This window comes from Pleionea sp. WD8-19, from assembly GCF_055326765.1.
This window is the reverse complement of the sequence record NZ_JBUZOU010000004.1, coordinates 160,361-173,751: the sequence shown is the minus strand read 5'-3', so window position 1 is coordinate 173,751 and position 13,391 is coordinate 160,361. Positions and strand designations below refer to the sequence as shown.

The following is a 13,391-nucleotide window of genomic DNA, read 5'->3' as shown; positions in this document are numbered from 1 at the left end:
AATCACCCCCGACTAAAAGCTGTAATGATGTTTAAACGCAAGGCATTGAGCGCCGGCACAATACCGGTAATCAATCCCAATAAAGCCATACACGCAAGCGCTTGCCAAACAATAGTTGGTGACAGCACAATATTCGGTAAAAAACGTGCCAGAAATTGAGATACGCCAGCAATCACAAAGTAAGAAACCGCAAGACCCAACAACCCACCGGTAAACGACAAAAACAGCGACTCCATTAACACCATTTTAAAAATGCGGATCGACGGAAAGCCCAGAGTTTTCAAAATCGCAATTTCGCCAGTACGCTCACGAATCGCCAGCACCATTGTGTTACCCACCAAAATTAAGATGGTAAAAAACGCCATAAAGATCACACCAAAAATGATCAGGCCAATATTACCAACCTGTTCAATAAACGCCTTGTTAAAGGCTTTTTCGGTACTGGTATCGGTTTCGGTTGATGAGTTAGCAAAACCTTCATCAATGGCTTTTGCCACTTGCTCATTGAGTGCCGCGTCATCAGTCGTTAGTACTAACCAGCCAACGTAATCGCCACCCCAGGTTTGCGTTTCCATAAAATATTTGTAATGGAACATCATATAAGTGGTGTCGGTTTGTTCTTCTTCGGCACTGAAAATACCTTCAATTACAAATTCCCAGGTGTGCCCACCATCTCTATGAGAAAAAATATTGGAAGAGATGGGAATGCGATCACCAACTTTCCAGCCGTTGGCTTTCGCTAACCGTTCACCGACCAGTGCGCCGGTGCGATTTTTAATCCAGTTGGCCTTTTGCTCGGGTTGTACCACCAACTCGCTGTAAACACCGAGATAAGTTTCCGGGTCCACCGCGAAGGTCATCACCTGATTACTGGGTTCGCCCTGAAATCCGCCAAACCAGTTGGCGTGAGTAACGTCTTTTACACCTTGAATGCTTTTTACTTTGTTCACATAAGCGTAGGGCAACGAAAGGGTAAAGTTGGTTTTGTGCACCACCACCAAACGATTGTCGGCCGACATTTCCACACCGGAATCGAGCGCCCCTTTTAACGCCATTACCGCACCAAAAATTAAAAACGCGATAAAGATCGCAAAGCTGGTTAAAAAGAAGCGCAACTTTTTGCGCGTCAGGTTTTTAAACACCAGATAGAGATCGTTCATGCCACCAGTTCCTTCTCAACGAACTCGCCTTTGTCCAAGTGCAACGTGCGCTTGGCAAATTTCGCCGCTTCTGGATCGTGCGTTACCATCACTATGGTTTTGCCAAAATCCCGATTGAGCAATTGCAGCATTTCCAAAATTTCATCGGCAGTGTGACGATCCAGATCACCGGTTGGCTCATCACAAAGCAGCAATTTTGGATCCGACACTATTGCCCGCGCAATGGCCACCCGTTGTTGTTGCCCACCGGAAAGTTCGCTCGGCATATGGTTAGCCCGATCGCCTAGCCCTACCAGTTGTAACGCGGTTTCAACATTTTTCTTGCGTTCACTTTTGTTCAAGTGGGTTAACAGCAACGGCAATTCCACATTGCGTGCGGCATTTAGCATTGGCATCAAGTTATAAAACTGAAAAATAAAGCCAACGTTGTTAGCACGCCAAGCCGCCAGCCGGCTTTCAGAAAGTGCATCGATGCGCTGGCCATTAAACACAATTTCTCCGGAGCTGGGCTGATCGACGCCACCCAGCATATTCAGCAAAGTGGTTTTACCTGAACCCGACGGCCCCATAATCGCCAGAAAATCACCACGCTCAATGTTCATGTTGAGGTTATCGAATACAGCTATGGGTTCTTTGCCTTTCACAAAGCCTTTACTGACTTTACTGAGATGAAACAAACTTTCATTACCGGAATTCTTATCATTCATTAGTGTTATCCTTTTCTGCTGACATAAAGGCAACTTTGACCCCCATGTCGGGTAAAATTTTTGGATCTTTCAAATTCAATTGAATACGCACGCGCACTGTTGCTTTGGCACGATCAGCCGTAGGAATAATTGCAACGACTTGCGCAGGAATGATCCAGTCCGGGTAAGCATCGAGCCGAGCTTCAACTGGCTGAGCTTCGAAAACTCGGCCAATATAAGATTCATTTACATCCACCTCAATTTCCAGCGAATCCATATCAACTAGGGTACATATACCGGTTCGGGTGAATCCTCCTCCAGCCGATGCCGGTGAAACGATTTCACCAGGCTGTGCATTTTTTACAGTGACCACGCCAGCGTAAGGCGCACGGATAACATGGTCGTTTAGTCGTTCTTGTTGTTGCTGGACGTTAAAACGTGCTACCTCCAAGTCCGCTTCACTGCGAATTAAATTTGCCTGCGCTTGTTGCAATCGCGAGATAGCTGTGGTGCGATCAGCATCACTGGAATACTGATTATTGACAATACGCTGATGATGGCTGCGAGCTTCTGCCAGAACTACTTTAGCAACATCTGCCGTGGCACTGACTGAGTTTAATTGTGCTTGAGCCAAGTTTAAATTGACTCGTGCAATAGCGTCATCGAGTCTTGCTAATACCTGGCCCTCATTTACCCGCATGCCTTCTTCCACATTCACCTCGGTGATAAGACCCATTATTTCTGCAGAAACGGTAGCCATACGCCGGGCGACAATATAACCCGAAGCATTGAGAACAGAATCGCTTTGTGTCAGTGGTGTGTTTGAAGATTTAGGAGCGGTATCGGTTGCCGACTTAGATGAATTTGCCGCAGCGGTTGCTGAAGGCTGAGTATTTCGCGGAGTTTTCGCTTGCGGCAACCACCAATAGGCCAGTAAAAAGCCGAGAATCAAACTGACGGAAATTCCAATCAGAAACGAGCGCAATGAATAGGTATTGGAAGACGGAGCTTCGCTACGATCAATGCTCAGTTGTTGCAGCAATTGGCTTTTATCTTTCACACGATCGTCCATATTTAACCAGAAAAATTATTGTTTATTTTTCCGACTATCATAACCACGAAAATACTGAATAAACAACCGTATTGAATGATCCGGGCTTTTTTACTGGAAAATCATCGTGAATGGCGCATAATGCAATTAAAATTCTCGTAACTCTTTGTCACAACAATGAAAATCATCATTCTCGGCGCGGGGCAGGTAGGCGGCACCTTAGCCGTTAATCTCGCAGGTGAAGACAACGACATCACCTTGGTGGATACCAACGCCAAACGCCTGCGTGAACTTCAAGATCACCTCGACTTACGTACCGTAGTGGGCTGTGGCTCATACCCACATATATTACGTCAGGCCGGTGCCGACGACGCCGATATGCTGATTGCCGTCACCAACTCCGATGAAACCAATATGATCGCTTGTCAGGTGGCTTTTTCGTTATTCCATACCCCGCGAAAAATCGCGCGTGTGCGCGCACCCAGCTACCTCGATGAGTTTGAATTATTCCAGTCGGATTCGATCCCGGTGGATGTGGTGATAAGCCCAGAACAACTGGTGGTGCAGTCCATCTTTCGTTTGATCGAAAATCCTGGTGCTCTGCAAGTGATGGATTTCGCCGAAGGCTTGGTGCGTTTAGTTGCGGTAAAAGCCTATTATGGTGGCCCGTTGGTCGGTAATGCATTGTCGGCCCTGAAAGATCATATGCCCACTATCGACACTCGCGTAGCCGCGATTTTCAGACAAGGGCAGGCGATCATGCCGACGGGTGATACAGTCATTGAAGCCGATGATGAAGTCTTCTTTTTGGCAGCACGCCACCATATTCGACACGTAATGGGCGAACTTCAACGGCTTGAAAAGCCCTATCAGCGTATCATGATTGCTGGCGGCGGAAACGTTGGTCTCGGCTTAGCAAAGCAATTGGAAAAAGACTACCAGGTCAAATTGATCGAACACAATGCACGGCGCGCGCAAACCATTTCAGAAGAGTTAGACGACACGTTAATTTTGCAAGGCGACGCCTCAAATCAAGACATGCTGTCCGATGAAAACATCGAAGACATTGATGTGTTTATCGCCGTGACCAACAACGACGAAGTCAATATATTATCGGCCATTTTGGCCAAGCGCATGGGTGCGCGAAAAACCATGGTTTTGATTAGCCGTACCGCTTATGTGGATTTAATGCAAGGGCACGAAATCGACATAGCCATATCACCTCAACAAGCGACGATTGGAAGCTTATTGACTCATATTCGTCGCGGTGATGTCACCAACGTTTACTCCTTGCGACGCGGTGCTGCTGAGGCTCTGGAAGCGGTCGCGCACGGCGACGAGCAAACCTCGCGAGTCGTCGGGCGCGCCATAGGAGAAATTAGTTTGCCACCGGGTACCACCATTGGGGCTATTGTGCGAGACGATCAAGTGCTGATCGCACACGACAATATTGTGATCCAATCGAACGACCATGTGATCCTGTTTTTAGTCGATAAAAAACACGTGAATGATGTAGAGCAATTGTTCCAGGTGGACTTCGCGTTTTTCTAAGTTGATTGCTTTAATTTTTGACACGTTTTGATTAAACAAATTAGAGCAAACACGAAGTTTTTACATTCGCCTTAAATAAAAAAATCGTAAAAAGAGACATAACTTAATCAATGCAACGCAAAGTCGTTATTAGAATTCTTGGTATTTTGCTGATGATCTTCAGCTCAACCATGTTACCTCCAATCGCGGTTTCCATTTTTTATCGCGATGGAGCGGGTTCTAATTTTGTTATGGCATTATTGCTCAGCCTTATTACCGGATTAACTTTATTTTGGCGAAACCGAAACGCTCGAGCAGAACTGAAAACTCGCGATGGCTTTCTTGTAGTCGTCATGTTTTGGACGGTTCTTAGCTTGTTTGGAGCCATTCCACTCTATCTCGCAAAAATTGAGAATATTCATCTTGCCGACGCCGTATTCGAATCTTTTTCTGGGTTAACGACAACGGGTGCAACGGTCATCCAAGGATTGGATCATCTTCCGCGTTCCATTTTGTATTATCGGCAACAATTGCAATGGCTTGGTGGTATGGGCATCATCGTTTTAGCGGTAGCAATATTACCAATGCTTGGGATCGGAGGTATGCAGCTTTATCGAGCCGAAACACCAGGGCCGGTAAAAGACGCCAAGTTGACACCTCGAATTGCTGGTACAGCAAAAGCACTCTGGTTTATTTATTTGGGACTGACGATTTCCTGCGCACTGAGCTATTGGTTAGCCGGTATGACCCCATTCGATGCCATCGCTCATAGTTTTTCCACCGTCGCCATTGGCGGTTTTTCCACTCACGATTTAAGCATCGGTTGGTTTAATAACAGTAACATTGAATTGATATGCAGCGTGTTTATGCTGATTGCTGGCGTCAATTTTTCGCTGCATTTTGTTGCCTATCGACAATTGAGTATTGAGCCTTACAGTCGTGATCCGGAGTTTCGTGCTTATATTACATTGATGATCGCGGTTGCTATTATTTGTTTTATTGGCTTGTTTGCTTCTCAACACTTTAATTTTAAAGATTCCATTTATAAAGCCATCTTTCACACCATTTCCATTGGCACCACTACCGGTTTCGCTAGCAGCGATTTTGCTAATTGGCCCGGTATGATCCCATTACTGTTAATCTTTTTAAGTTTTGTTGGCGGCTGCGCCGGTTCAACAGGCGGTGGAATCAAAGTCGTCCGTTTTTTGTTGTTGTTCAAACAAGGGATGAGGGAAATACAAAAACTGATTCATCCCAATGCGGTATTCCGGGTAAAGCTGGGCAAGCAAATTTTACCTGAAAAAGTGTCCGATGCAGTATGGGGATTTTTTGCCGCCTATGTGGCTCTTTTTGTGATTATGATGCTGATTTTAATCGCCGATGGTATGGACCAAGTCACTGCATTTTCCGCCATCGCCGCTTGCATGAATAACCTGGGTCCTGGTTTAGGCGATGTAGCCGCAAACTATGCGAATATTTCCGACCTGGCAAAATGGCTTCTGTGTTTGGCTATGCTGTTTGGTCGTCTGGAAATATTTACTTTACTGGTGTTATTTACTCCGGCTTTTTGGCGTCGATAAGCAAGTCAGCGTGTTCACCAATACATATCAGCAAAATTCCCGTTAACGACTGCAGTTAATTTGAAGAACAGAAAGGTATCCGTCAATGCGAGTTAAACGACCATTTAACAATAGCACTCCACTCTTCTCATAAGGGAAAACCCCCATACTCACCAAGGGATTCCACTCTTTTTAGATCCTTACTTTTCACGCAAGATGGACGCGTACAAAAACCATAAAAACCTACCTGTGAAGGACAAAACTCATGAAGTCAAAACTATTGCATTCTGCTATAGCAGTGGCACTGTCTTTGCCAATTGCCAGCGTCGCTCAACCCAATGAACGTTTACAAAATCATTCCGCTCTACATCAGTTACACATCGATAGATTGATCAATCCCGACGTTGTCAGCGTACCAAACATAAATTCAAATCAATTACATACTATGCCCTTGCTTTCAATGACTCAGAGTCAGCAAATTGGCATAGATAAACTCAAATTAACGCAACCCACTGCCGAATATCGGTTCAATAAACACACCGGTACGTTAAATTCACTTACCGGTATTGCAGTGGCATTGAGCACCCAAGATCCGATTACCGGTGCTTTGAAATTCATCGATGATCATCCCGAATTATTTGAAGGTATAAGCTCTCAACAGTTACAATTAAATCAACAACAGAGCCGAGAAGCGATGGGTGGTCATCTATTACGATTTGATCAGCTGGCAAACGGAATAGCAATACATGAACGTGGCATTGGCATGTTCATCGATAATAATAGCCAAATTCGAGCCGTTTTTGGACCTTACGTTAAAACAGATAGGTGGACAGACAACGCTCAGATAACCCCGCAACAAGCTATTCACATTGCAACTCAGAGTCTTTCTTCCTATCAAAGAACACTCTCACCTGAAGCACTCGCAGTGCTGCAACCTTCTTTTGACTTAGTTCGCGAAAAGTTGGGATATTTCGCAACTCCTCAGCCAAAATTGACTTACCTTTCCAAGGGAGCAGACGCACAACTGGCCTGGCAGTTTTATCAGTTTTCAACAAACCCATTCGGTGTATTCAAAACGCTGGTCGACGCAAACTCTGGTAATATAATACACCGAGAAAATATGGTACGCACAGCCGAAGAATCCAGTCCAACGGATCAGTTTGCTGATTACTTTCCAACCTTTCCACCGATTACCTCGTCGTTGCAAAACGACTGTGCCATTGTCGATGCTAATGGTGGAGAAACGGGGCGACCACTCGGATTAAAACGAATCAAATTGCGGAAATTTGACGAATCCAATCGAGTTTCAGGCGTTGAAGGTTCGTTATCAGGAAAACACGCATTAATTGAAAATGCATTGCCAACGAAACTTCCTTTCGCACAAGCTGCAGCCGGAACTTATTATTTTGAAAAAGATTCACAACCCATAGAAGCGCGACCAAATGAGCGCGATCACCTCGCAGAGCCGGCTGAACATTTCGATGGAATAAGTCAATTTATTTACATCACTAATCTATTGGAATATTTGGACTATCTGCATAAAGACGGCGATGCAGTTCACAGTCGTGGTATTGGTTCGGGTGACTTTCCCAATCAATACCCAAATGAAGCAGCGCCTCTGTTAGGTGTCGTTCATATTCCTAACGTTTTATCGCCACCACAAGATGTCAATGACCCGGAGTTTCTTGCGAAATTGATGGGACTGGATAACGCATTTGCTATCCCATTGTCGGAAACCGTTAACGGCCAGGAGGTGGTAGTGAATCCAACATTTTACGGCCATGGGTATTTATTGAATAATTTGGCCATTGATTTCAGTGTACCGATTCATGAAGGCACTCACGCCACCATTACGCCCATTGCTGGATTTGAAGGTTCACCCGAAGGCGGAGCTTTGAATGAAGGGCAAGCCGACTTATGGGCGTACACGATCGGCGAAACACCGGACTTGGGAACGTATCCGGTCAATGCCTGTAAATTACGTGAATACTTGGTTGAAAATAACGTCGATCCCGACTCTTTCGAATTTATACGCAGTGGGCAAAGTCAATTGCGTTATTCGCAGCTGGGAACACGAGATAACACATTCGAAGTTCATCGCGACGGCGAAATTTATGCCGGAGCCATGTGGGATCTGCGCGAAATTATGCTCGTGCAATATCCGCAGTTAGAGTTTCATCGCCCCGACGCCGTAACCGGAGAACCGACCGATCCGACGAGTCGTGGAAAAGAAACCTGGGAGCGAATTTTCCTTGGTTCTATGTACGTATTAGGCACGGTTTCACCCGACACGTTTGTTAAAGCACGAGATGCCGTATTGCTTGCCGATGCCATTCTTTATCCTGAAAACCCTGTCGACCTAAATTCAAAAGGGCAGCATCATGCGTTAATAGAAAGAGTGTTTGCGGCTCGTGAGCTGGGTAAAAATGCCGAAGCGCCTTTAGGCGGTGTTCAAATGATTTCAACCGCAGTGAGTGATTTTACAGCCAACCAACCGGGGCCCGAAACGCCACAGTCCGTTATTGCCGATATCACCGGAACCGACTCGATAACAATCCGTTGGCAGCCGGTTCCGCAAGCATTGGGTTATCAAATTCTGAAGCGAAAAGGGAACAGTCCTGCGCGTTTATTCGAAGGGGTAACAGGAAGAGAGTACATCGACGGCGACCAACGCTTTAACGGTTACACACACGTAGAGTTTGTCGTCGATGGTGCAAACGAGTTTATTGACCACGGACAAGGATACGGGCGAGGAAGTGGCCAAGGGTTATCTGAGTTAGACTATCAATACATAGTGCGTGCTTTTTCCGTGAATGCCAACGGACAAATTGGATTTTCCGATTTATCGGGAACCGCGAAGACGGTCTTAAACCCAAGCAACGTCTCGGCACATATTCAAACGCGTATCAGTGATATTTCACTGGATAACGGATTGATGAGTTTTAACCAAGTCTTAGAAAACGCCAGCAACGAAATTATTTACGGGCCCGTTCACTTTGAAATTTACTCGATCAGCGATCCCAATGTTACGGTCGCTAACGCGGACAATGAGGGCGTCGGTAACGACCAAGATCCTGCGTTGTTTGTCTACACAGATTCCATGGCGCAAGGTGAGCCGTCTTCCGCTCGTCGTTTAAGTTTTAATAATCCTAACGCTCAACTTTTCACATTTAAAGCTCGGGTTAATGCTGCACTTGAAGGTCAAGCTATTGCGGCCAATGGTCAACAGTCACCGATCGATACCTCGCCGGGAGCTGATAGAGAAGTGGTGTATCACGCCTATGAAAGACGCAGTGGTTTGGTCGTAGTCGGCACCACCGATTTAGAACTCGTCGACGGTGTTGACTATGTTGACGTTCACTTTACTGCACTGGATAGTGCCAAACAGGTGATCGCAACACTTTCTGCCGATCCTGAAATTGGCGGCGCTTATCCTGATTTGGATTTTAAATTATTGAACGAAGAAGGACAGGTGTTATCCACATCCGGCAACTTAGGCCCGAATGAACAAGTCGGTAGTACGGTAACACCGGGCCAGACTTACACACTGCGTGTGGTCGGTTGGGCGAATGGTCCAACCCAATTCCATATTGTTATCGATCAAGTCGTCACTGATCCTAATGATGCTTCGGAGTTAGAAGCTCAAGCGCAGAATGAATCACTTTTCGATAGCAATATACTGGAGTTTGAGGTCGATCCCAGTACCGGGAGCATTTCATTACTCTAAACCGTTCGTTTTGGAATGAAGCCTTAATTTTCTGCAACGACTGGGCTAAAAATAGAAACGCCAGATAGTAATCTGGCGTTTTCACACATCGCTTTACTGTTTATCCATGCGGTTTCGAATCATCCATGAAAACCCAAGTAGTAACCAGATTATACTCGTACTCCCGCCGCCAGAATCACTGGGTGGTGCCGTTTTTGTCGTAGACTGAAAAGTTGCACTACCACGCCCAACATTAACGGTGGTTTCAGTAACTGTCGAAAAACTCTCAGAACTCGTGTGTCGCACACACACACTTTCACCATTTGTGATGGTTCCAATTGCGTTCGTAAAGATATCCGTACAGCCAATACTATACTCGCCGCCACTCACCGAAATGTCGACCGCAATACCGAGGCCGTTAATGGTTACCGCATTCGACACTTGCGGAGTATTGACTTCCACGTCTTCGATGGCTGTAAAGCTGAAATCATCGGGCGTTTTATCGGCACTGGTGGTCGAAACAAAAGAACCTTCCACACCATTAACATTTAATGTTGTAACCGTATCCGTTAAATAATCAGAAGACGCGGTGTGTTTAACACAAACACTTTGATTGGGCGCAATTTCTCCACTGGCAGAAGTAAAGTTATTGCTGTTGCAATTGAGTGCGTACTCGCCGTTAACCACAGAAATCGGTACAGAAACCTGAATACCACTCACCGTAACGCTCGAAGAAATTTGCTCAGACTCAATCAACACATCGTTAATGGTATTAAAACTGAAGTTATCTGGTGTGGTGTCAGGTAAAGTGGTTGATGTAAATTCAAAACTGCTTTCACCGACCGTCACTGTGGTTGTCACTTCATCAAAATGCTCATTGGAAGCCGTGTGACGCAAACAAAGCGATTGACCCAGATGGATGCTTCCGGATGCAGCCGTAAATCCGTTTGAATTACAGTTAATGGAATATTCGCCATTTGCGACCGAAATATTTGCACTTTGCGTAATACCCGAGATGGTCACACTGTTGGAAGTTTGTTGACTGCCTCGCGCAACGTCGCTAACGGGATCAAACGATACGGCATCGGGCGTTGTATCTGGAATGGTTCGCGATCGAAACTCGTAGCTGCGACCACCAATGGTCAATGATGTAATGACTTGTGTCCAATAATCATCGGCGCTGGTGTGCCGTAAACAAATCGTGTCGTCGTTGTTTACGGTCGTGCTGTCACTGGTAAAGTTGCCATCACAACCAAGAGAGTATTCGCCCCCGGAAATTGATAGGTTAGTTGCACCACTGAGCCCCGCGATGGTTTGCGTGTTACTGATTTGTTCCGTTGAGAGTTGTACGTCGGTTAATTGGTCGAAAGACAGACCGCTGACAACAATTCGGAAAATACCACGGCCATGCGTTGCGGCGTAAAGCGTGTCGTGATCACCCCACACCAATTCATCGACAGACACATTGGCTGGACCATCGTTTTCCAAACTCCAGCTTTCACCAGCATTTTCACTGGAAAAGATCCCCACTTCGGTTCCCACATACACAAAATGAGTTTCATTGGGCTTTATCGCAATGGTTCTGATCGGCGCTGGCGGTAAATTGGTCGAGTGGTTTTCCCACGAAGCTCCACCGTCAACTGACTTCCAAAGATTACCCGAGTTATACCCACCAAAAGAGGCATAAACGACCTCGTTATCATTCGGATCAATCGCTATCCGCATTAAATAACGTTGTGGTAATACCCCGCTCACATCATCCCAAATCGGGTTCGCATCGGTACCATTGCTGGTTTTATAAAGGCTGCTGTCATTGTACCCCACGTAGATAATATTACTGTTCCCAGGCGCAACAGCAATTGCACTGATACGCGAACCTGAAGCAATGGGTGCTTTGATCGATCGCCAACTGGGATCGCTAGCCTTAGCATTATCGCTAACCCATAACTCGTCCGAGCCGCCTAATAATCGATTCGGATTATTCGGATCAAGAATAAAAGGCGCGATAAAATTGGCGTTGTCGTCCATCCGATCATCGTAAATGTAATCACTGTAAATACCGCCATTAGTACTGCGGTGGATCCGAAGGTAAACGTATTCGCCGTACAAGTAATCCGAATCGGTGGGATCCGCTGCCGACCAGCCACCATCACCACCAAATGTATCGGTCCAACCTTCACTGTCACCCTTATAAACCAGCGTACCGTTATCCTGTGTCCCCCCGACGACCGTGCCATCGGGAGCAACGCCCATACCATAAAACTGGGTTATGGCCAGTTGATTATTCAGCTCTTGCCAACCTTGGTTGTGCTCAGCAACAGTTATGTCCGGTGCGGTATACACACCGCCATCGTTGGCAAAAAATACCTGTCGATTCGTATCACCATCATAATCCGGGTGCTCGATGATAAAATGGTGATCGGCATGAGCTGAGTTAGGTGCCGCCCACCAAGTACTGATTTTATTGAGCGTTACGCCGCCATTGGTACTGCGCCAGAGATCAATACCGCCAACAATAATGTGATCGCTATTGGTGGGGTCGACCCAAAGCGCGTTATCGTACCAACCTTGCCTTCCAAGGTAGTTTTCCCCGGTATTCACCCGAGCAAACGTTTGACCACCATCGGTACTCTTCCATACTTCACCACTGTTAATGTTTACGGAAGCGTAAACAACAGAAGGTGTACCTCGAGAATACGCAATTTCTATTCGACCTTCACCCGCAACCAAACCACTGGCCGCTTGCCAAGAGTCACCACCATCGGTTGAGTAAAGGGCAACACCACGGCCACCCGCAACCAAAAGATTCGAATTGGTAGGGTGGGCATCGACATCGAAAATTCTTCCATTGTACGCTTGTGACCAATCGACGCCGCCATTGTCAGAGACCCATATACCGGTATGCGTACCCGCAACCAATCGACTGGAATCGGGCATCATGGTTAGCCGATTTACCCAATAAAAATCAAAGTCATCATTGGTTGAGGCCAACTGAGTCCAAGTTTCACCTTTATCCGTCGATTTAAAAATTCCCAAACCACGCACTTGGTCCGAATTGAAAGTACCTTCCCCGGTACCCGCGTAAAGTACGTTACTGTTGTTCGGGTCGACAATGAGGGTGCTGACCGAAAGGTTCGCCATAAAGTCGTCGGTGGGCGCCCAAGACTGCCCCCCATTTTCGGTCAACCAAACACCGCCAGCTACCGCACCAGCGTAAATGCGTTGATTGTTGTCTGGATCGAACGCCAACGAACGTATGCGACCGCCGATATTTCCCGGTCCTATCGACTCCCAATTGTTCGAGTCAATTCCTGCGTCCAGCTTTTTACGCAACAAAGCCTGTTTTACTTGTTCTCGAGCCTGACGCCAGTTTTTTGAGTTCAACTGACCGTCTTCACTTATCTGTTGTTGGTAACGGAAGCTAATGGCTTCACCCGGATGATCCGGTTTAGGCTGCTCCAATCGTCGTAATGACTTAGCCAACAATTCAGTTGGCATACCACAGATGTCAGCGGCATCGACTGAACGTTCTCTGCGCAGTCGCGACTGAGTTTCTTCATCAATAGTGCTGATCAATTCAAATTGAGTGCTATCAAGCACATAGCCGCATTGCTCGGTGTAGCTTTGCTGATGAGCAAAATAACTGAGAGGTAAAGTAGCGACCAAGGCGGAAGCAAGGTATTTTTGCTTGGTTTGCAT

7 protein-coding genes are annotated in these 13,391 nt (G+C 46.3%); 3 read left to right on the top strand and 4 right to left on the bottom strand.

Features of this window, described 5'->3' with window-relative positions:
* Nucleotides 1–2: 2 nt before the first annotated feature.
* From ACTUJY_RS06660 to ACTUJY_RS06650, 3 genes are read right to left on the bottom strand one after another with little or no spacing between them, the layout of a single operon-like run.
* Nucleotides 3–1,160: an ABC transporter permease gene (locus ACTUJY_RS06660; RefSeq protein WP_463615287.1), complete on the bottom strand. Its 1,158-nt coding sequence runs from the start codon at nt 1,158–1,160 to the stop codon at nt 3–5.
* On the bottom strand, nt 1,157–1,867 hold the full coding sequence (locus tag ACTUJY_RS06655; protein WP_463615286.1) for an ABC transporter ATP-binding protein: 711 nt from the start codon (nt 1,865–1,867) through the stop codon (nt 1,157–1,159). Before ACTUJY_RS06655 ends, ACTUJY_RS06660 begins: the two co-directional genes overlap by 4 nt.
* A complete protein-coding gene (locus ACTUJY_RS06650; protein WP_463615285.1) occupies nt 1,860–2,906 on the bottom strand; it encodes an efflux RND transporter periplasmic adaptor subunit in 1,047 nt (348 codons plus the stop codon). The genes ACTUJY_RS06655 and ACTUJY_RS06650 overlap by 8 nt, the downstream gene beginning before the upstream one ends.
* A gap of 168 nt (nt 2,907–3,074) precedes the next feature.
* Here ACTUJY_RS06650 and trkA point away from each other — a divergent pair, with 168 nt between their 5' ends.
* The 3 genes from trkA (at nt 3,075) to ACTUJY_RS06635 (ending at nt 9,713) form a co-directional block, all read left to right on the top strand.
* Nucleotides 3,075–4,448: a Trk system potassium transporter TrkA gene (gene trkA, locus ACTUJY_RS06645; protein WP_463615284.1), complete on the top strand. Its 1,374-nt coding sequence runs from the start codon at nt 3,075–3,077 to the stop codon at nt 4,446–4,448.
* A gap of 110 nt (nt 4,449–4,558) precedes the next feature.
* Entirely contained in the window at nt 4,559–6,007 is a 1,449-nt protein-coding gene (locus tag ACTUJY_RS06640) for a TrkH family potassium uptake protein (RefSeq protein ID WP_463615283.1), read from the top strand.
* Between the two features lie 244 nt (nt 6,008–6,251).
* A complete protein-coding gene (locus tag ACTUJY_RS06635) occupies nt 6,252–9,713 on the top strand; it encodes a M36 family metallopeptidase (protein ID WP_463615282.1) in 3,462 nt (1,153 codons plus the stop codon).
* Nucleotides 9,714–9,806: 93 nt separating this feature from the next.
* Here the strand turns inward: ACTUJY_RS06635 and ACTUJY_RS06630 are convergent, their stop codons facing one another.
* A complete protein-coding gene (locus tag ACTUJY_RS06630; RefSeq protein ID WP_463615281.1) occupies nt 9,807–13,391 on the bottom strand; it encodes a hypothetical protein in 3,585 nt (1,194 codons plus the stop codon).